This window comes from Runella zeae DSM 19591, assembly GCF_000423565.1.
GTDB classification, from domain to species: Bacteria; Bacteroidota; Bacteroidia; order Cytophagales; family Spirosomataceae; genus Runella; species Runella zeae.
Genome location: NZ_KE384038.1, coordinates 416507 through 438574, shown reverse-complemented (window position 1 = coordinate 438574; position 22068 = coordinate 416507). Strand labels below are relative to the sequence as shown.

General features: G+C 42.3%; 15 protein-coding genes. 10 read left to right on the top strand and 5 right to left on the bottom strand.

From position 1 onward, the window contains the following. Positions 1 to 66: 66 nt before the first annotated feature. From G563_RS0124530 to G563_RS0124515, 3 genes are all read left to right on the top strand, one after another. Positions 67 to 1347, top strand: a complete 1281-nt coding sequence (locus G563_RS0124530) for a metal-dependent hydrolase family protein (protein WP_028667658.1) — start codon at positions 67 to 69, stop codon at positions 1345 to 1347. 100 nt (positions 1348 to 1447) lie between these two features. Beyond that, positions 1448 to 2917 (top strand): bifunctional phytoene desaturase/3,4-desaturase, encoded by a 1470-nt coding sequence (gene crtID / locus G563_RS0124525; RefSeq protein WP_028667657.1) that lies wholly within the window; start codon positions 1448 to 1450, stop codon positions 2915 to 2917. Positions 2918 to 3041: 124 nt separating this feature from the next. Next, entirely contained in the window at positions 3042 to 3878 is an 837-nt protein-coding gene (locus tag G563_RS0124515) for a phytoene/squalene synthase family protein (protein ID WP_028667656.1), read from the top strand. A gap of 93 nt (positions 3879 to 3971) precedes the next feature. Here G563_RS0124515 and G563_RS37770 read toward each other — a convergent pair whose 3' ends face one another. The 3 genes from G563_RS37770 to G563_RS0124505 form a co-directional block, all read right to left on the bottom strand. Further along, complete coding sequence (locus G563_RS37770; protein WP_084650971.1) at positions 3972 to 4199, bottom strand: hypothetical protein; 228 nt, start codon at positions 4197 to 4199, stop codon at positions 3972 to 3974. 152 nt (positions 4200 to 4351) lie between these two features. Continuing rightward, positions 4352 to 6115 (bottom strand): RagB/SusD family nutrient uptake outer membrane protein, encoded by a 1764-nt coding sequence (locus G563_RS0124510; RefSeq protein ID WP_028667655.1) that lies wholly within the window; start codon positions 6113 to 6115, stop codon positions 4352 to 4354. Positions 6116 to 6143: 28 nt separating this feature from the next. After that, positions 6144 to 9377 carry a SusC/RagA family TonB-linked outer membrane protein gene (locus tag G563_RS0124505; RefSeq protein ID WP_028667654.1) on the bottom strand — a complete coding sequence of 1078 codons (3234 nt, stop codon included), beginning with the start codon at positions 9375 to 9377 and terminating at the stop codon, positions 6144 to 6146. A gap of 552 nt (positions 9378 to 9929) precedes the next feature. On the opposite strand from G563_RS0124505, the gene G563_RS0124500 reads away from it, so the two are divergent. Together G563_RS0124500 and G563_RS0124495 are read left to right on the top strand one after the other, a co-directional pair. Beyond that, positions 9930 to 12932 carry a SusC/RagA family TonB-linked outer membrane protein gene (locus G563_RS0124500; protein ID WP_028667653.1) on the top strand — a complete coding sequence of 1001 codons (3003 nt, stop codon included), beginning with the start codon at positions 9930 to 9932 and terminating at the stop codon, positions 12930 to 12932. Between the two features lie 11 nt (positions 12933 to 12943). Further along, positions 12944 to 14629, top strand: a complete 1686-nt coding sequence (locus G563_RS0124495; RefSeq protein WP_028667652.1) for a RagB/SusD family nutrient uptake outer membrane protein — start codon at positions 12944 to 12946, stop codon at positions 14627 to 14629. 60 nt (positions 14630 to 14689) lie between these two features. Here G563_RS0124495 and G563_RS0124490 read toward each other — a convergent pair whose 3' ends face one another. Beyond that, positions 14690 to 15565: an alpha/beta hydrolase gene (locus G563_RS0124490; RefSeq protein ID WP_028667651.1), complete on the bottom strand. Its 876-nt coding sequence runs from the start codon at positions 15563 to 15565 to the stop codon at positions 14690 to 14692. 182 nt (positions 15566 to 15747) lie between these two features. Here G563_RS0124490 and G563_RS0124485 point away from each other — a divergent pair, with 182 nt between their 5' ends. From G563_RS0124485 to G563_RS0124475, 3 genes are all read left to right on the top strand, one after another. Continuing rightward, a complete protein-coding gene (locus G563_RS0124485) occupies positions 15748 to 16428 on the top strand; it encodes a response regulator transcription factor (protein ID WP_028667650.1) in 681 nt (226 codons plus the stop codon). 15 nt (positions 16429 to 16443) lie between these two features. Beyond that, positions 16444 to 17808, top strand: a complete 1365-nt coding sequence (locus G563_RS0124480) for a sensor histidine kinase (RefSeq protein WP_028667649.1) — start codon at positions 16444 to 16446, stop codon at positions 17806 to 17808. Between the two features lie 87 nt (positions 17809 to 17895). Then, positions 17896 to 19518, top strand: a complete 1623-nt coding sequence (locus G563_RS0124475) for a SulP family inorganic anion transporter (RefSeq protein WP_028667648.1) — start codon at positions 17896 to 17898, stop codon at positions 19516 to 19518. Positions 19519 to 19608: 90 nt separating this feature from the next. Here the strand turns inward: G563_RS0124475 and G563_RS0124470 are convergent, their stop codons facing one another. After that, positions 19609 to 20589, bottom strand: coding sequence for an acyl-ACP desaturase (locus tag G563_RS0124470; protein WP_028667647.1), 981 nt, complete (start codon positions 20587 to 20589; stop codon positions 19609 to 19611). Positions 20590 to 20722: 133 nt separating this feature from the next. Between G563_RS0124470 and G563_RS0124465 the strand changes: the two genes are divergently transcribed. Together G563_RS0124465 and G563_RS0124460 are read left to right on the top strand one after the other, a co-directional pair. Beyond that, positions 20723 to 21454 (top strand): lysophospholipid acyltransferase family protein, encoded by a 732-nt coding sequence (locus G563_RS0124465; protein WP_028667646.1) that lies wholly within the window; start codon positions 20723 to 20725, stop codon positions 21452 to 21454. Between the two features lie 200 nt (positions 21455 to 21654). Then, positions 21655 to 21939: a hypothetical protein gene (locus G563_RS0124460; protein ID WP_028667645.1), complete on the top strand. Its 285-nt coding sequence runs from the start codon at positions 21655 to 21657 to the stop codon at positions 21937 to 21939. Positions 21940 to 22068 lie beyond the last annotated feature (129 nt).

Sequence of the window (22068 nt, the reverse complement as noted above, 5' to 3'; positions counted from 1 at the left end):
ACCTTAATTTGAGAAAAAAAATGCTTTATTTGAGGAAATATCTTCAAACAAAAAACTAGCTTTCGTATGAAAAAACCTTTCCTTCTCACGGTTTTATGTGGGTTGGCGTTAAGTCAGCTATACGCCCAACGAACTTTGATTCATTGCGGTAAATTAATCGACGGCCTAGCCAACGACATCCAAAATCAAGTAACAATCATCGTAGAAAAAAATCGAATCATGGCCGTTGAAAAAGGCTATACCAAACCTCAACCTACCGACAAGCTCGTGGATTTGAAAGCAAAAACGGTATTGCCTGGCCTTACAGATATGCACGTACACATCGAAAGCGAAATGAGTCGTGACCAATATCTCAAACGCATGAGCAACAATCCCGCCGACATCGCTTTTGAGGCTCAAAAAAACGCGCTCACAAACCTCATGGCAGGTTTTACTGCGGTACGGGATTTGGGAGGTTCAGGAGTAAATATTGCCCTTCGCAATGCCATCACTAAGGGGCTTGTAAGTGGCCCTCGGATTTTCACATCTGGGCAAACTATCGCCACCACAGGCGGCCACGGCGACCCCACCAATGGACTCAGCCCGATGTATACCGTCCCCGACAAAGTGACCGACGGCATAGTGGACTCGCCTGACGCAGCTCGCAAAGCCGTAAGACAGCGCTACAAAGACGGAGCTGATTGTATCAAAATCACCGCTACTGGCGGAGTGCTGAGTATCGCCAAAAGTGGAAAGGCTCCCCAATTTACCGACGAAGAGGCCGTGGCTATTGTACAAACAGCCAAAGATTATGGATTTCATGTGGCCGCCCACGCCCACGGTACAGAAGGTATGAAACGGGCTATCAGAGCGGGCGTAACTACCATAGAGCATGGCACCTACATGGATGATGAGGCTATTGAGCTTTTCAAAAAAATGGGAACTTACTATGTACCCACTATTATTGCGGGACGTTCGGCGGCCGATTCGGCAAAAATTATCGGTTATTACCACCCTTTTGTAAGAATGAAAGCGTTGGAAACAGGGCCTTTGATTCAAAAAACATTCGAAAAAGCATATAAATCAGGAGTTAAAATTGCGTTTGGTACGGATGCAGGGGTATTTGCCCACGGCAAAAACGCCAAAGAATTTGAATACATGACCGAAGTAGGAATGCCCCCAATGGAAGCTATCAAAGCAGCTACTATTGTGCCTGCGCAGATTTTAGGCGAACAAAATAATATGGGTAGCATCTCTCAGGGAAAATACGCCGATATAATCGCAACCGACGAAAACCCTCTTCAAAATATCAAAACGCTTCAAAACGTAGTGTTTGTGATGAAAGATGGAATTATCTACAAACAATAGGTTTTTTTTAAAAAATCGCGTATATTCCAAAACCGTTAAGTAGGTAATAGAGTTAATATCAAAACTCAATACCATTAACTCTATTACTAATTTTACATCCTTGAAAAAAATCATCGTTATCGGTGCAGGATTTGCAGGACTTGCAACAGCTACAAGCCTAGCCGACAAAGGCTTTGAGGTCACTATCTTAGAAAAAAACGCTACCTTAGGCGGACGCGCTCGTCTTTTTGAGGTCGATGGCTTTCGATTCGACATGGGCCCAAGTTGGTATTGGATGCCTGATGTATTTGAAAATTACTTCGCCAAATTCAACAAAAAGCCTTCTGATTATTATCACCTAATCCGTTTAGATCCTTCCTATGCTGTCATTTTTGATTCGAATACCAAGGTCGATATTCCAGCAGGTATCGAAAAACTGAAAGCACTTTTTGAAAGCATCGAAATAGGCAGTGGCGCAAGACTTGAGGCATTTCTCCATCAAGCCGCCTACAAATACGACGTAGGCATGAACAAGTTTGTGTGGAAACCTAGCCGTAGCCTTTCCGAATTTGTAAGTTTAAAACTCTTATATGATTTGGGACGAATGGATGTACTACAGTCGTTTGCGACTCACATTCGTAAGTTTTTTACTGACCCTAAACTCCTTCAATTGATGGAGTTTCCGATTTTGTTTTTGGGAGCTACTCCCGAAAACACCCCCGCTATGTATAGCCTTATGAATTACGCCGAAATTGCACTTGGCACATGGTATCCGATGGGCGGTATGCACGAAATCGTCAAAGGTATGGTAAGTTTGGCGCAAGAAAAAGGGGTCAACATCTTGTGCAATCAGAATGTGGAAAAGATAGAAATCACGGGCTCAAAAGCCAAAAAAGTAATTACACAGCATACTTCTTTTGAAGCCGATGTAGTAGTAGCAGGAGCAGATTATCACCATGTAGATACGCAGCTTTTAGGAGAATATCGGAATTATTCAGATCAATATTGGGACAAACGCACCTTGGCACCGTCTTCATTGCTTTACTACTTAGGTGTCAATAAGCGTATTCCCAAACTTCTTCACCATAATCTTTTCTTTGATGAAGATTTTAAACAGCACGCTCACGAAATTTATACCCAACCTCAGTGGCCAAGCAAACCTCTTTTTTATGTATCAGCTCCTTCCAAAACCGACCCTACCGTAGCACCAGCAGGGCACGAAAATGTTTTTATTTTGATTCCGGTCGCCCCTGATTTAAAGGATGATAACGAAGCAACGCGGGAGTATTATTTTGATCTCGTCATGAATCGTCTTGAAGCCTATGTAGGAGAGGAAATTAGACCCCATATCGTATATAAACGTACTTTTGCCCACAGCGATTTTCGGGCAGATTACAATGCTTTTAAAGGAAATGCCTATGGCTTAGCCAATACTTTATTACAAACTGCTTTTTTAAAACCAAAACTTAAAAACAAAAAGGTCTCTAATCTGTTTTATACAGGACAGCTCACCGTTCCGGGACCTGGCGTACCCCCTTCTCTTATTTCGGGGCTAGTAGTGGCCGATGAAGTAGCAAAAGAGTTTGGATAAAATAGGAATTGTAGCGCATTACCATCTCGTAAATGGCTTTACTATCAAACGTTTGAAAATCAACCACACACCTTCAATCGCTTGTAGGTAAGCTTCTAAACCCTCAAAAAGACATTTAAAACCCATGATGCAGTTGTTTGACCAAACAAATCTTGAGTGCAGCAAACTTATCACCGAACGATACAGCACTTCCTTTACTTTGGGTATCAAGACCTTGGATAAGAAATTTCACTTTCCTATCTATGCTATTTATGGGTTTGTACGCTATGCCGACGAAATCGTAGATACTTTTTATGATTTTGATCAAAAGCTTCTTCTTGAGCGATTTGTCAAAGATACATACGAGGCGATTCATACTGGTATTAGCCTCAACCCTGTTTTGCATTCTTTCCAAATGGTAGTCAATCAATATCAGATTGAAAATGAGCTTATTGATGCTTTCTTGCACAGCATGGCTATGGATTTGGAAAAGCAAAGCTATACCGACGACAAATACAGTGAATACATCTATGGCTCTGCCGAAGTGGTGGGTCTGATGTGTCTTCGGGTGTTTTGTGAAGGCGACAAAGAGATGTTTAATCATCTCAAAAATGGTGCCCGTAGCCTTGGAGCAGCTTTCCAAAAAGTAAATTTCTTGAGAGATTTGAAAAGTGACTTTGTAGATAGAGGCAGGGTATATTTTCCAGGAGTAGATTTTTTAAGTTTTACAAAAGAAGCAAAACGCCAAATAGAAAAAGATATACAGGCAGATTTTGATGCCGCTTATTTAGCGATTAAGCAGCTCCCCCGAAGTGCCCGTATGGGAGTATATTTGGCTTATGTGTACTATCTCACGCTTTTTAATAAAATCAAAGAGACCCCTGCGACTCGCATTCAGGAAGAGCGTATCAGGGTACCTGATTTTCAGAAAGTAGCATTGCTCGCCAGAACTTATCTTCAATTTAGGATTTCAGATATTTAGTCTTTCTTACCCTTTATTCATAATAGTGCAAAAATGCCAAGGTGGATTCATTTCACTTTGGCATTTTTATCATACAATACCAATCAACATTCCTTACCTTACTCTTCTATAATGCCCCGGTACCCACACATAGTGGTTTCTTCGCCACCGATATTGGCCTGAGACCCATACGTGGCGTGGGGAGGGTTTTCGGGGAATCACTTCTACTCTCGCAATAGGTGGAGCAGGGCGTACTACGGTAGGTCTTACTACACAGCCTGACATCAGATAGGTCATCAGACCCACTACTGTAAATCCGAAAAATTTCTTGATTGTTTTCATAACTTGTGTGGCTTTCAAATTAACATTTAGCTATCACACTTAAAGTGTGTTCGTACTTCTGTTAGAGACCAAAAGGCTTCAATGGTTTAATCCAACAAAAAGCCCCCACCGATTGGGTGGAGGCTTTTGGCACAATTAGCGGTATATAAAAATCAATAGCCCGTATTTTGAGTCAAAGTAGGCTTACCATCTTTTTGACTGTTCAAAATCTCGTCTTGAGGTAGAGGGAAATAGTTGTTTTTAGTAGTAAAGACTTTCCCAGCCATGTATCCGCGCTTTTTGAAAGTACGACCAGAAGGTTCTTTTCCGTCAGCTGCTTCTTCTACGGCATATTTGTTGAGTACCTTTTCGGCAATTCCCCAACGAACCAAATCGAAGAAACGGTGGCCTTCCATCGCAAACTCAAGGCGTTGCTCCATACGAACGGCGTTTCTGCCAAAATCCGCTCCTTTGCTAGCAAAAGTACCCGTAGGATAGGGCTCTACTTTGTAGTTTACGGTTGGGTCTTGTACCGAACCTGTTTTGGCACGCACTCTGATTTGATTTACATAGGCCTCAGCAGCGGCAAGGTTGCCTAATTCTACTTCGCACTCAGCCAACCACAAAATCACGTGTGATAATTTCAACAAACGATAGTTGTTGTTGACATTACGGCGGCTTGTAGAGTGTGTAGTGCTATTTTCTTCGGCCAAATAGTACATCCATTTTTTGCCACTAAAAGGCCCTGCATAAGCTTGGTCGCGAATCCAAGTAGAGCCGGGCATCGGGCCCCAATCCAAGAAATTAACTCCTCTGCGGCCTACTGTCCAATCCAAACGTGGGTCAACAGGAATAGACTTGTCTAAAGTAAAGGCAGTACTTGCACTGATTCCTTGGTCATTGGGCAAGTCCACTTTGTTGTAAGTATCGAGCGTTCCGTCGGCGGCAGTTCCAATCATCGGCAAACCGTCTTCTGTTTTGAAAGCATTCACAAGGTTGTGAGAAGGCTGATAAAAACCGCAACATCCGCGACCTGGCGCCGTAGATGAGTAAGGCCAGTTGAGGTTGTCACCCGCATTTCCGTTGTTGCCGTTGGTTCCGTCGTTGACCGAAAACTGTACCTCAAAAATAGACTCAGTGTTATTATTACCCAAAGTTCTGTAATTGTCATGATAGTTAGCTACCAATTTTTTACCTGAATTTTTCAACACATCCTCCAGCAAAGTTTTGGCAGCGCTCCATTTTTTCTGGAAAATCAATGCCTTCGCTAAGTAAGTCTTGGCAGCCCACTGCGTAGCTCTTCCTTTTTGAGCTTGTACAGCGGGAAGGTTTTTGGCAGCGAAGTCAAAATCAGCTTCAATTTTGGGCCAAATATCTTCGGTGTTAGGTACTTTTGTAGAATTAGGGTCAGCGGCAACGTAGATTTTTTCGTCGATAAAAGGCACTTTGTTCCACATTTTTTTGGCCTCAAAGTGATAGTGACCTCTCAAAAACCGAGCTTCGGCCAGTACTTGCGTTTTTTCGGCGTCGGTCATATCTTTTACTGCGCTACCGCTTACGAGTTGGATTACTTCATTACAACGCGCCACGCCATCGTACGAATGCCACCATTTTCCCAAAAAGTAAGTATTATCAGAAAGCCAGTTGTACTGTTCAATAAACGATTGTTCGGGTTGGTCACCGGCGTCAGTTCCTTTTACGGCGTCGTCGCTACTGATTCCTCCAAACACATAATTGGAAATTGTAGATTGGCGACCTGTGTTTCCTGCTCCCACTCCATCGAGCAAAGAATACGCGCCTATCAATAAGGCATTCACGCCATTTTTGTTACTTAATTGCTCCAAAGACGCTCGTCCTTGCGGCTTCAAGTCAAAGAATTTTTCGGAGCAGGAAAAGCTCACCCCTACCAAAACTAATAATAAAGCTATCTTTTTCATGTTGATTTTCAATTAGTTTGTTTTACTGTTAGAATCCAAAGCGCAAGCCCACAATATACGATTTAGCAACAGGGTAGGCACCTTCATCAATACCCATGTGGATGTCTTGGTTGTCGTTACCTGAACTTCTCAAGTTGATATCAGGGTCAAGTCCTGAGTATTTAGTAAGGGTCAAAACATTCTGACCCTGTACATATACTTGGGCAGAAGCCAAGCCCGCTTTTTTCAGAATAGAAGACGGAATAGTGTAAGTCAATTGAATATTTTTCAAGCGCAAATACGAGCCATCCTCTAAGAAATAAGAAGATACTTGCTGACTAATCGCATCGCCAGAGTTGAGGCGTGGAAGTTTGGCTACATCACCTGATTTTCTCCAAGAGCTATAAAGCATATCTTTAGAGCGGTTGCCTTGAAACACGTTGAAATCAGTCCAGTATCTTACATAATTGAAGATTTGATTGCCTTGTACACCTTGCCCAAACATCGTCAAATCCCAGTTTTTGAATCCAAAATTGAGGTTGATACCATACGTAAAATCAGGGTGAGGATTGCCGATGATAGTTCTATCAGCTGCCGTAATGACACCGTCGCCGTTGACATCTCTAAATTTGAATGTCCCCTCTCTTGTATAGGAACCAAACTTAGGGGCGGCATCCGCTTCGGCTTGGTCTTTGATCACGCCATCCACAAAATACCCATAGTAGCTTGCGATTGGCAGTCCTGCTTTAGTAGCCGAAATAGCCGGAAGGCGAGTTGTGAAGCCAAACACAGTAGCATTGCGGTCATCGTTTAGTTTCAATACTTCATTTTTGTAATGTCCTAAACTCAATCCTACTTGATAACGGAAATCGCCTTTTTTGTCACGGAAGTTTAGACCAATATCAAAACCACGGTTACGTACTTCACCGATATTGGTATAAGGAATTGTACCCGAGCCTGCCGTTCTTGGAATGGCAATTTGGGTCAACATATCAGAAGTTACGCGATTGTACCAGTCAAAAACAAACTCCATTTTGTTGTTGAGCAAAATCGCATCAAGACCTAGGTTCGTAGAAGTATTGGTTTCCCATTTTCCGTTAGGGTTTCCAAACTGTACCAAGTCAAAACCACCCACGATTGACGACCCTGTACCGTTGATGTCATAGGCATTGTTGAGGGGATCAGCCGCATAGAGTGTGTAGGCATTGTACACGTTTGGAATGAGTTGGTTACCAGTTTTACCCCAACCTGCGCGGATTTTCAAGTCATTGACAAATTGAGCTTGTTTCATGAATTCAAACTCAGTCAGACGAAGACCCACCGAAAACGCTGGGAATACCCCATAACGATTGGCTGCCGAGAAGCGAGAAGAGCCATCGCGGCGCAAAGTAAAGTCGGCCAACAAGAAATCTTTATAAGAGTAGTTGATTTTACCAAATTGAGAGAAAAGAGAACTCAAAGTGGCTCCCGAACCAGCATTGCTCAAACCCGCTGCCGAACCAGCATCTAAGTAGCGATATTCTAAATCATCGTAAGCGAAGTTACTTCTACTAGCCTGAAAACCAAACGCGTATGTAGTCACCGCTTCAGTTCCTACCAACACATTGAGGGTATGGTCTCCGATGGTTGTATTGTAATTTAAGGTGTTAAACCAAGTCAAAGAGCGGTCAAAGTTGTTGATCACGTTGAGGCTATTGGCATTTCGTGCTTCGGCAGCTTCAATATCACGGTGGAAATACTCGGAGCGATTGTACTGATTGTATTCAAGACCAAGGCTAGTACGGGCTTTAAGTCCTTTGATAATATCTACTTCTGCAAAAGCATTTCCGAATACGTGGGTTCCTTTGGTGATGTTATCTTTTTCACGATAAAGACGTGCCAAAGGGTTGGGGGCATTTCCGAGGTTGGTACCTTTACTACCCGCAAATCCATTGTAAGGCGAAAGGTTGGTACCGCCTAGCTCAACTGGCCCTCCGGTAATATCAAACACTGGAATAATAGGATGCACCCGAATCGCAAACATGATAGGGTTTGACTCATTGTTGTTGGTGATACCTTGTCTTTCATCATAAGAAAAAGTAAAGTTTTCACCTACCGTAAATCTGCCTTTTTTGAATTCGGTGTTGGCTCTGAGAGAATAGCGGTCATATTTGGTATATCTCAAGATACCATCTTGCTTAAAGTAACCAGCCGAAATAGCATATTTTCCAGAATTTGTACCGCCACTTGCCCCAATTTGGAAGTTGGCGATAGGCGCAGGGTCAAAAATAACATCTTGCCAATCGGTACCTTCTTTGTTGGCTTTAGTGATATTAAAAGCCGTTTTTCCTAAGTTAGGATCGGCGATATCGTTGGTGTATGTATAGTTAGAGGGGAGTGTACCATACACGTTAGGATAAATATAATCAGCAATAGTCTGCTCGCCATTGGCTCCAAATTTATACTGTACAGAGGGGGATGTAGCGGAAGGATTTTTTCCGGCCCCTAAATCTGCCAAGTACAAATACTCACCTAATTCTTTGGTATTCAGCAGATCAAGCATTTTGCCAGGTCTTTGAGTACCTGTATAAAAATCAAATGTAATACTTGGTTCGCCTGTTTTTCCCTTTTTGGTAGTGATAATCACCACCCCGTTGGCTGCACGGGCTCCGTAAATAGAAGCCGCCGAAGCATCTTTGAGTACCTGCATTGACTCAATATCGTTGGGGTTGATTTGGTTGAGGGTACCTTGGGTAGGAACTCCGTCAATCACATACAGCGGGCTGTTGTTGTTGATAGAGCCAAAACCTCTGATACGGACCATCGTACCACCACCGGGAGAGTTATCGTTTCCGACTACTACCCCTGAAGCGCGCCCTTGCAGCATTTGCGTGACACTCGCAGCGGGAGTGGCAGTAAGGTCTTTGGCATTGACGACTGTCACGGCTCCCGTAATATCTTGTTTACGTTGCGTCGCATAACCCGTCACCACCACCTCCGACAGTGATTTGACGTCGACCTTAAGCGCCACATCAATGTTTGAACGACTTCCCACCACAATTTCCTGAGGAGTATAGCCAATGTAAGACACCACCAATACACTACCCGAGGTAGCATTGTTTAAGACATACTTACCTTCTCCGTCGGTAGTGGCGCCTGTATTGGTACCTTTCAAGAGTACACTTACACCAGGAAGAGGAGAGTTGTCGTTGGCGTCTGTCACACGCCCTGTGAGACGATTTTGCGCCCAAGACATGAGCGCGCCAAGCCACAATAGCGTGGCTAAGTAGAAGTGTTTTTTCATATGTAGATTAGATAAATTAAGTGAGCGCTACGATACTCAACACGTTGTAGCAGTATCATAAAGCAAGACAAAGGAATAATTTTACTTCATATATTACAAAAAAACCACCTTTTTTTTCTATCACATTCTTACCATGTTACTCCAATCAATTCTCAACCCTATTTTAGGGTAACAAACTCCAAGTAGCTTCACAGAGAGAGTACTATTATTTCAAACGTTTGCATATACTTTCAAGTGGGTCATATTTTTTATTTAAAAAATTCAATTATACTATTGCATAAAGTTTTCGGACTTATTTTTCACCAACCCATAATCGCTATTAACATTATATGAAAAAAACACTACGCATCTCTCCCGTTTTTTAGCTTTGATTTTATTAATAATCAGCACTTTATTAATCCTTCTTTTACTTTAAAAAAAATCAAAGCACTTTATTTCAATCTATTTTGTTGATGCAAAACATCACAGAGAGATAATGTCTGCTTAACAATTTGTTAAACGCTTAGCTAGACCTTTGTGGGGCTGTTTTTAGAAACTTTCAAATTCTAATCTATGAAAACTTTTTACAATTTAATGCCACCTAAATGGCTTGTTTGGTCATTTTTGGTGGTGGCAATCGGGATTTTACCGGCGGCTAGCTATGCTTCCGTCAAAACTACCGAGAAGACTATCAAGGGGCGTGTCACGGATGCGGCTAACAATGAGCCACTTGTGGGATGTAGTGTGGTAGTAAAAGGAACACAACGCGGAACCAACACCGACATTAATGGCAATTATTCGATTGTGGTCAATGACGACAATGCCGTATTGGTTTTTGGTTTTATTGGCTACGAAAAGCAGGAAATTACGGTAGGAGGCCGCACCACAATTGATGTCTCTATCAAATCAAGCGCTTCTGACTTGGCCCAAGTAGTAGTCATTGGCTATGGTAGTGCTACCAAAAAAGACATGACAGGCTCGGTCAAGTCCATCAAAAGTACTGATTTCAACAAAGGTATTATCAACTCTCCAGAGCAATTGCTCCAAGGAAAAGTAGCGGGCGTCAACGTCACCTCTGCCAGCGGCGAGCCCGGTGGTGCTCAAGGCATTACGATCAGAGGGCCAGGAGGAGTACGTACGGGAAGTACTCCTTTGTTTGTACTAGACGGTTTGGCACTCGACAACTCCAGCACTGGCGGTGCAACCAACCCCCTCAATTTCTTGAATCCTCAAGATATTGAGTCGATTGATGTACTTAAAGACGCATCAGCGACTGCCATTTATGGGTCACGCGGAGCCAATGGTGTGGTATTGATTACAACCAAAAAAGGCAAAGCGGGCTTTTCAAATCTCAACTTCTCTTCCAATGTCGGGGTATCTACTTTGGCACGCGCATTGGATATATTTAGCGCGGATGAATATCGCCAACAAGTCCCTAAAGTGGGGGGTGTTTTGGAAGATTTGAAAGGCAATACTGACTGGCAAAAAGAAGTAACGCGTACTGCCTATACGCAAAATCACAACCTTTCTTTTGGAGGAGGAGCCGACAAGCTTTCTTACTATGCTTCATTGGGGCTCCAAAATCAAGAAGGTATCTTGAAAAACAATCAGCTCAATCGCTACACGGGACGTATAAACGTTACTCAAAAACTTTTGGATGATCGCCTTACGGTGGACGTAAATCTAAACGCTACTTATACTATCAATGAGCGTCCCCCTATTGGAAGTATGTTAGGAGGTGCGATTTCGGCCAATCCCACCTATCCTGCTTATGATGCCAATGGCAATCCTTTCCAGTATGCTAGTGGTGTCAACCCGCTCATTCCCTTAAGGTTGGAAAAAGACATTACCAAAATCAACCGTGTGATTGGAAGTATTTCACCTTCTTTCAAAATCATCGACGGATTGGTATATAAACTCAACTTTGGTATCGACAACTCCAATTCGGTACGTGATTTGCAATCACTGCCCAATGCCGTGCCTCTACAAGACGGACGTCTTGAGACTATCTATACTTACAACAACAACAAGCTCATCGAAAACTACTTGACGTATACACTCAACAAAACCGACCATAGTCTGTCGGCATTGGTGGGGCATTCGTATCAAAAGATTTTTATCCAAGGTCGAAACAATAGCATCAATAAGTTTCCGATTTCGAGTATTGAGCCTATTTACAACCCTGGTTTAGGGCAAGAACTTACGCTTGCCAACAACAAACCCGGTGGATATGCCCTGATCAACGAGCTTCAGTCTTTTTTCTCACGCGTCAATTATCAATACAAAGACCGATACTTGATGACTGCCACTGTGAGAGCGGATGGCTCCTCCAAATTTGGAGCTAACAACAAATACGGCGTCTTCCCTTCTTTCTCTTTGGGTTGGAGAATTTCGGAAGAGTCGTTTATGAAATCGTCGCCATTTAGTGAACTGAAACTGCGCGCAGGCTGGGGTAAGACCGGAAACCAAGAAATACCGTCTAAAATCACCCAAGCCTTGTTTACTTCTCAGGTATCTGGCACCACGAGCTATCCTTTGTACCCTACGGGTTCGTACCCTCCAGGTACGTCTTACTCTCGTTTGGCCAATCCTGACATTCAGTGGGAAGTATCTACTCAAACCGACTTAGGACTTGATTTTGGGTTGTTTAATGGCGCTCTTTCCGGAACCGTGGACTTCTTCAACAAAGTCTCAAACAATATCTTATTGGAAGTAATTCCTGCTGACCCGGTACAGCCGGCGGGTACTTTCTGGACCAACGTCAAAGACATGACCATCACCAATCGTGGGGTAGAGTTGGATCTCAATTATCGGTATACTAGTTTAAATGGCCTTCGCTTTGATGTAGGGGGTAATATTACCTTCATTCACAACCGTGTTAAAAATTCTCCTTATTCGGTGATTCCGTCTGGCTCGGCTTCTGGTTCGGGACTGACCTCTGCTACCATCAATGGCTATCTCAACGACCAGCCTATTGGTACATTTTACTTGAAAGAGTTTACTGGATTTGACGACAAAGGCATCAGTACCTATCTAGATGCCGACGGTGATGGAATCGTTACGGACAAAGACCGTGTCGCTGCGGGGAGCGCACTTCCCACCAAGCAGTTCAATATCAACGGGAGCGTTGCCTACAAAGGATTTGATTTAGTAGCCAATTTTAATGGTGTTTCTGGAAACAAAATCTATGACAATACTGCCAACTCAAACTTCTACAAATTGAGGTTATCGAAAGGCATCAACACCACTCCTGAAGCCATTGCTTATCCCAACGAATCAGTCAACAATGCTGCGCCCGTTTCTACGCGTTATTTGAAAGACGGTGCGTTTTTTAGGCTTAATAACCTCGCTTTAGGGTACAATTTCAACACCAAAGCTTTGGGTATTAATAAATGGGTACAAGGTATTAGACTTTCGGTGACTGGTCAAAATCTCTTTGTTATTACTAAATATGACGGTTATGATCCAGAAGTCAATACTGACCGTACTATCAACGGTATTTCTTCATACGGGATTGATTATCTGAGCTATCCTAAAGCCAAATCATTCATTTTCGGTTTGAATGTTACATTTTAAATTTTGAATTCATGAAAAAGAAGATATATGTATTTTTGGCCGTATTGAGCTTATTTACGGTCAATAGCTGTACCAATTTAGAGGAGATTGTGCTGGACGAAACCTCTGCCACAGGTCTTTCTGACAAACAAGCCGCCGAAGGAATCATCGCTCCTGTGTATGCGCTGCTTCCTAACCTTTTCCAACATACCAATTACTTTGCTCTTCAAGAAATCTCTACTGACGAGGCTATCCTTCCTTACCGAGGTGGCACCGACTGGGGCGACAATGGTATCTACTTGGCCATGCACCGACATACCTACATCAGTACTGATCCCAACTTACGCAATACTTGGAACCTCATTTTGCAAGGTATGTCGCGGGCGATTACAGCGATTAATTCTTTGCCTACACTCAATGATCCCTCTTCCAAAACTTTTTTGGCAGAAGCGCGAGGTATGAGAGCCTACTATTCGCTGCTTACTTTGGATTTGTTTGGAGTAGTTTTTGTAAAAGAGAATTTAGGAGAGACTTCAAAAGTAATTCGCGGAAACGAAGCCGTTGAATATATCAAAAATGAACTACTAGCCGTCGAACCTAACCTTGATGCCACCGTAGGCCCTGGGCGCTTGTCTAAAGGGGCCGCCTGGGGATTATTGGCGCGTTTGTACCTCAATGCCGCTTTTTATCGCGACCCCTACGCAGGGCAGTTGACTTTCAAACCTGAAGATATGGACAAAGTGGTAGAGTACTGCGACAAAATCATTAACTCTGGTCAATATCAACTCTCTAGAGATTATTTCTCTATTTTCAACGACGATAATCATACCAATAAAGAATTGATTTTTGCAGTTGATCAACGTGCTGATCTCAATGGACATAACCGGATGGCGTATTTTTCACTTTCGGGTGACCAATTCCCGCTTCCTGCTTACCCCAATGCCAATGGCACTGACGGGCCAGCGATTACATCCGATTATTATCGTACTTGGGTCAATGCTTATGCGCCCAAAGACCCTTCAGTGGACCCAAGATTCTACAAACAAAATCTATCTATTTATTCTAATCCAGCGGATTCGTGCGTGGCTGCCGAAAACTTCAACATCAACCGTGGGATATTGCGTGGGCAGCAATATGGCTTGATTCGTCGCAATGGGGTATTTCTGAAATGTCCTGATGGAAAAATGAAAGTTGCTAAACTTTTCCACGATACACGCAACAAGCCCACCCTAGCCGTTGATTTTACCGAACAGGTTGATTTTACGGAAGCAGGAAGTAATTATAACACAGGTTATCGTGTCGAAAAATACGAGTTTAGCAAAAAATCAGTGAGTGGTCGGAATTTTGGCGAGGCCGACATTGTGATTGTGCGCTTGGCAGATGTGTATTTGATGCGTGCCGAAGCCAAACTTCGTAAAAGCAACGACGCCGCAAGCGCTCTTGCAGATGTCAATGCAGTCAGAGCAGCTCGCAATGTCACTACACCACCTCCTGCACTTAGCTCTATGAACTTAGATTTACTTTATCGTGAACGTGGATTTGAGTTTTATTGGGAAATGCTTCGCCGCACTGATATGATTCGTTTTGGAAAGTATGAAGATAAATGGACTGAAAAATCAAATACAGACCCTAACAAACGAATTTTCCCTATACCTCAAACGGCGATTGATGGAGCTTCCAATTTGCCGGGCTATCTGGTTCAAAATCCTAGCTATTAATTTTCGAGAATTTATGATTGATAACGCTGGCGATCTTTTGAAGGTCGCCAGCGTTTATTATTAGCGGTGAAAACTCTGTCCCACAAATTTCAGCACTTCAGGCAAAGCCGTACGCCAATACGACCAAGTATGCCCGCCGTCACGTACTCTAAATTCATGAGGGATTTTTTTATCAATCATCATCGCATGAAGAGCCATATTGCCCTTGATTAAAAAATCATCATCTCCACAATCAATATAATATTTTACCTTTTTCAAATCATCAGTATTCCCAGTTTCTACAATTTTAATGGGAGCATTTTTATAATAATGAGCCGTTAATCGATTTTTTCCAGTCAATCCTTTTCCATATAACTCTCCAAAGGTATTATCCCAGCTTGCTTGATCAGTACTAGACGTAAACTCCTCGTCGGTCCATACGGCTGCACTCAATGGCGCCGCCGCCACAAACATATCTGGGTGTTTGGTCGCCATGAGCAAAGTACCAAGGCCTCCCATTGAAAGCCCCGCCACCGCCCTAAACTCACGTTTAGAACGCGTACGATAGGTTGCATCGATGTAGGGGATTAGTTCCTGCACCATAAAATCCTCATACCGTATTTTGTTGTCATAAGAATTCTGATACCATGTCACCCCGGCATCGGGCATCACGATTATCATCGGTGGTGCTTCGCCAGCATTGATGGCTTTGTCGGCAATAATATGCGCTTCGCCAAACTGAGTCCAGCCCGTTTCGTCGTCGGTATATCCATGAAGGAGATATAAAACTGGATAGCTCCGATTGTTTTTTTCGTAATCGGCAGGAAGATATATGCTATACTTTATATCTTTTCCTAGAAGCTTACTTTTGACACTTAGACTTTCTTTGAGAGTGCCGTTTTGTGCGAAAATCACACTACAAAAAAACAATAAGAAAATGGTGTTAAATGTTTTCATATAATTGTATGTTTTTTCGTAAACATATCCACGCGCATGGTTCGTTCCAAGTTATATCATAGCCTCGACGAAAAGCTTATCCATTAAAACCTAGTTAAAATTCTCAGGCAAATTTTTTTGAAGAAATTCTTATTTTTAAAATTGAAGCTAAATCGCTCCTACACTTAGCTATTCGACTGGATATGAAAGTTTTAATTGTTGAAGACGAACCCAAATTAGCGGCGTTTGTCAAAAAAGGTCTTGAAGAACAATCTTGGGAAGTAGATGTGGCTTTTGATGGGCAAATGGGCAGTAGCTTGGCTCTTTCGAATCACTATGACGTAATCGTGCTGGATGTAAATCTCCCCAAAATCAATGGTTTTGAGCTGGCGAATCTTCTGCGTCGCGAAAATCTCCGAACTCCGATTTTGATGCTCACCGCTTTAGGTACCATCAATGACAAAATATCTGGCTTTGATGCAGGTGCTGACGACTACCTAGTAAAGCCATTTGAATTTCAAGAACTAATCGTAAGATTGAGAGCTTTACAAAAACGCAACTCCGAAAGTGGCCCCGTCACTAATCTTCTCAAAATTGCTGATTTAGAATTAGACCTCAACGAACGCATTGCCCGGCGTGGGGGAAATCGAATTGAGCTTACGGCCAAAGAATTTGGTCTTCTCGAATATTTCATTCGTAATAAAGGCAGAGTAGTATCCCGAGTCGACATTGCCGAAAAAGTCTGGGATATACATTTTGATACAGGTACTAATACCATAGATGTGTATGTGAATTTTCTTCGCAAAAAAATAGATAAAGAATTTGAGCATAAGCTTATCCATACAGTGGTAGGGATGGGTTATATCATGAAAGAATTTCAATAATACCTTGTGCGCTTTATGAATATTCGCGTCCGCCTTACTTTGCTTTTTGCTCTCTTGGTGGCGTCTATTATGTTAGTGTTTTCTTTTTCGGTCTATTATTTATATAACCAATATAGAGAACAAGAATTTAGGAAACGACTTCGGGATAAGGCACTTACCACAGTTAGGCTTTTTGAAGACGTAGGAGGTATTACCGAAGAGCTATTGCACGATATAAGCCGCAATGACCTCACCACGATGTACAAAGAGGAAATTACGGTATATGACGCCCACAATCAGGTAGTGTATGACAGTGGCGAAGAACCTTATCATATCAATGCTAACTTTTTAAATCAGGTACGACAAGGAAAGGATGTAAGTTTAAGAGAGGGTGACAAAGAAATAGTAGGGGTAAGGTATATCGACCAAAAAAAGCAAGTCTTAGTGGTAGTAGCTTATGCTATAGATAAGTACGGAATTAGTATTCTTGAACGTCTCCGAACTATTCTTATCACTGGCTGGGCCGTAAGTTTACTAATGGTAGTGCTAGCGGGCTGGTTGTTTTCGAGCGATGCCCTACGCCCTGTCTCGGATATCATTGAGCAAGTCAAAAACATTTCCGCCCGAAATATCCACGAGCGCCTTAAAATAGGCCGGCAAAACGATGAACTTGCCCAGTTGGCAGCCACTTTCAACGATCTCTTGAGTCGCCTTGAAGATGCTTTTAGTTCCCAAAAAAGTTTTGTGTCTCATGCTTCCCACGAACTACGCACTCCTTTGGCTATTATGATGGGGCAGCTTGAGGTATCGCTATTCCAAAAACGTACGATTGACGAATACCAAGAAACCATAAAGGAGACTATCGAAGAAGTAAAAAAAATGCGCGACTTGGTAAATGGACTCTTAGAGCTGGCTCGCCTCAATGATGAAGTCTCGCAGAATCATTTTTCAGAGCTTAGAGTAGATGACCTTCTTTGGCAAACACGCGATATTTTGATACACCATTGCCCCGATTATGATGTTCAGATTAAGTTTGAGGAGTTTCCTGAAGAAGAAGCTTTGCTGCAAATCAAAGGCGATTCGGCTCTTTTACAAACAGCTTTCCTAAATCTCATGGAAAATGGCTGTAAATACTCTCCCGACCATCACGTTAGTTTGACACTTCGCGCTCAAGAAGACCATATCAGGATTTCGTTTAGCGACCGAGGGGTTGGCATTTCGGACACCGATTTACCTCATATCTTCGAGCCTTTTTATCGCGCCAACTCCACGCAGTATGTAAAAGGCTACGGAGTGGGGCTTGCTCTTACTCGACGCATCATCGAACTTCACAATGGCCGTATCTGGGTTTTTTCGCAAATGGGGCTAGGAAGTCAGTTTGTGGTTACGATTCCATTTTAATTCCCTTTTAATCTGGCCTTAATGAGGGTTTAATGGGCTCTTAACACTTTTGTGCAGTTAAATTTCTACTTCTACACAATTGTTGTTATGAGATCAAAGCAAAGTATTTTTAGTAGCTTATCACACCATTGGAGCACCGACCTCCTCTCTGGCTTCTTAGTTTCTTTGATTGCTCTTCCGCTCTGTTTGGGCATTGCAGGAGCTAGTAACTTCCCTCCTATTATGGGCGTAATGACCGCTATCGTTGGAGGGATGGTCGTTGCTTTTTTTGCTGGCTCCGAGCTTACCATCAAAGGCCCTGCAGCAGGGTTGATAGTGATTGTAGCAGGAGCAGTAGATGAACTAGGCAAAGGAGACATGGAGCACGGCTGGAAACTTGCGCTGGGCGTAATCGTAATCGCTGGGCTAATACAAGTTCTGTTAGGATTATTAAAAGTAGCCAAGTTTGTAGATTTCGTTCCGCTTTCTGCCGTTCATGGAATGCTAGCCGCGATTGGAATCATTATTATGTCTAAGCAGCTTCACCTAGCAGTAGGTACCGCCCCGGCCGAAATGAAGGGCAAAGAGCCCCTCGAACTGCTCGAAATGGTTCCTCATAGCCTCGCACATATGGAGTATCATATTGCGATTATTGGCGGTGTAAGTCTTCTTATTATGTTTGGATGGCAGTATCTTAATATTAAAGCCCTAAAAAAAGTCCCCCCTGCTTTGATTGTGTTAGTTGTAGGAGTATTGCTTGGACAATATTTTCATTTGACCGAACCTTCCTACAAAAACCTAAAACCACTCGTTAATCCAGGCGATTTTTCGTTCAACTTTAACGCCGATTTTGCAGCACTTACTGATTCTACGCTATTGCCCATATTTTTGAAATACCTTTTGATGTTTGTCCTCATCGGAAGTTTAGAGTCGCTCCTTACTGGGCGTGCTATCGATTTGATTGACCCAGAAAAACGTAAGTCAAATTTGAGCCAAGATATTACAGCCGTAGGAATCGGTAACGTTATTGCGGGATTGTTGGGTGGCTTACCTATGATTTCAGAAGTAGCACGTAGCTCGGCCAATATCAACAACGGCGCCAAAAGCCGATGGGCCAATTTTTTCCACGGTGCTTTTTTACTTTTGTTTGTTGTGTTACTTGTACCCGTCATCAAAATGGTACCAGTAGCTTCATTAGCAGCCATGTTAATTTTTGTAGGGTTTCGTTTGGCTTCACCTCGGGAGTTTACGCACATTTACCACATTGGTAAAGAGCAGCTTACTATCTTTCTTATCACTATCATTACTACCTTAGCAACCGACTTATTGGTAGGAATAGCAGCGGGAATTCTTACCAAATTTATCATCCAGATAGCTTTTGGAGTCAAAATCAGCGACATTTTAAAGTCACGTTTTGATCTTACCGAAAAAGAAGTAGGAGTGTATCAGTTGAATGTAAACAATGCCGCCGTTTTTGCCAATTACCTTAAACTCAAAAAAATAATCGCTCAAGTTCCGGCGGGTAGTTCATTGGTGATTGATTTTTCAAAAGCAACTTACGTAGATCATACAGTAGCTGATAATCTCAATAACTTTAGAAAAGATTTTGAAGCCGCAGGAGGTGTATTGACTTTTCGAGGTTTAGATAAGCACGAGGCACTTTCGGAGCATCCTTTGGCCGCACGGCGTTTGCCAAAGCACCTTCGTAAAAGTAGAGTAGAAATAGCTTAAAGTTTTTAAAAGTTTCCAAAGCACAAAAAAAGCAGTGAATCACTGCTTTTTTTGTGCTTTGGAATGTATGAATGGGATAGCAAACCTATTTTAGGAAGCAATCCAACTAAAATTGTAATTCAAATCTGGAATTTTGGTACGCTCAGCTACCCTTCTCAAGCGAGCAGGAAGAGCCATCATGTAGTCTCTAGCACGCTCTCCGGCTTCATTGAGACCACTTATTTTATCGATTTTCCATTCTTCCAACAACGATTCCATGATTTCGATATAATCATACGTAGTATATACTCCGATGCGTTGTGCAGCATCTGAATAATGACTAAATGTTTCGCTCAATTTCACTCCCGTTTCACGCAAAAAATGAGCAGGCATTACAATCTTTTTACGCATCATATCTTCAAAAGCGAGCATCATCTCGGAAGGGTCTACCTCAAAAATACGCTCTACAAAAGCTTTATAAGCCTTGGCATGACGCATCTCATCGGCCGCAATCACCCCACACATTTTGGATAAAAGCACATTGCCATATTGCTTGGCCAAAGTAGCCGTACGTCGATGCGAAATATTGGTGGCAAGCTCTTGAAACGATGTATAAACAAAATTGCGATAAGGGTCTGTACCTGTTTGGATATCAAATCCATCGGCAATAAGGTACTGAGTCGATACCTCCATAGCACGCATATTGATACGACCCGACAAGTAGAGGTATTTGTTCAACAAATCGCCATGACGGTTTTCTTCGGCGGTCCAAGCGCGTATCCACTTTGTCCAGCCTTGATTAGGGTCTTGCTGATTTACTCCTTCTACAGTCATCAGCCAAGATTCGTAGGTAGGCAATGCTTCTTCTGTAATAGCATCTCCTACCAACACAGCCATGTAATCGTAGGGCAGCTCACGGGCTGCTTCTTGGAGGAGTTTGATATCATCCAAAAAGTTTTCGCTAGTGGCATCTGGCAAAAAATCAGCAGGTTGCCAAATGTTTTCGATGGGTTTGAGAAATTCATCAAAGATTGAATCAATCTTCTGACCAATGAACTTCATAACCTCTATACGGGTGGAAGGAAGTTGCATAAATATCAATCGGTTAAATAGAATATAACGAAATTTTGCCGAAGGTACGCATAATTTCAAAAAAAATGATTGCTAAGGTGTTTTAGGAATGTTTGATTAATTTTGACCCCAAAAGATTTTTTGCCCCAATTACATGAAAAAAATTCTAGATTACATTCTTAGTGCCATCTACTTGCTATACTTTGGGCTTACGTTGTTAGTATTTCACTTGATTCAGGTGATTTGTTTTAATTTTTTTAGTCGTAAAACTCACCAAAAATCCGTTCACCTGCTCAATGGCTCACTCTTGCATGGTCTATGGATAGTAGGGGCTCGCCTGCGATTTATTTCTAAAGCTACACTTCCGACCGACCGGCCCATTATTTTTATTGCTAATCATCAAAGTATGTTTGACATCGTAGGGATGATTTGGTATCTCCGCAAAAATTACCCCATTTTTGTCTCAAAAATTGAATTATCAAAAGGTATTCCGAGTATCTCTTATAATCTCCGCAAAAGTGGTGCGGCTCTCATCGACCGCAAAGATGGAAAACAAGCAATCATGGAAATCGCTCGCTTGGGAAAAATGATAGAAGAAACAAAATTTTCGGCTGCTATATTTCCAGAAGGTACTCGCTCCCGAACAGGAGCGCTCAAGCCTTTTGCAGCTGGCGGCGTGGGGGTTTTGATTAAGCGCGCCCCGAGTGCGTTAGTGGTGCCTGTAGCTATCAAAAATACCGGAAAACTCAACCCAAAAGGAATCTTTCCTCTTAGTAGTTTTGAGAAACTATCGTGGGTAGTTCTGAGTCCTATTGAGCCTAAAGGTAAAACAGCGGAAGAGGTGCTGGAACTAGCACGTACCGCTATTGAGATACAATTGCAATAGAGCCTTTAGAGTCGATACTCACAAACATTATATCCATTATTTAATCTTTTCCCATAAAATATTTGTTGGGATTTAGAAAATATAGTATCATTTTTGCATATTACTAAAAGTTGAAGTTGATTCTTAAAGTCACCTCAGGCCAATCAATGCATTACGCCAAAGTCGTTATATTGCTATTTTTTAGTCTCCTGATAGGGTTAATGACAACGCTTAAGCCTCTGGCAAGCGGAGGTAAGAAGGCACTTTCTACCGAAAATCAAGCCAAAAGCTCCTGCCCTAATTCAGACTGTGACTTTCCGACGGATGAAGAAACAAGCGAAGAAACCAACGAAGAAGATAGTGAATGGGACGACGAAATTGCATTTTTATTGAATGATATTTTCAAAGTATATGCCTTAGCGGAAATTTTCAGCAACTTCACTTATTTAGTGCTCAACCCCGAGCCTTTTAGTTCTATTTGTATTCCTCCTCCTGAGCAACCCTAAAGTTTTCTTGATTTGAAGAAATAAAAACGTTCCTTTTTCTGAGGACTGTTTTGCTTCAATTGTTGGTTTAAAACCCTCTCAACTACTGTATCTCAATAGGATTTGGTGACAATCATCCTCATATATTGT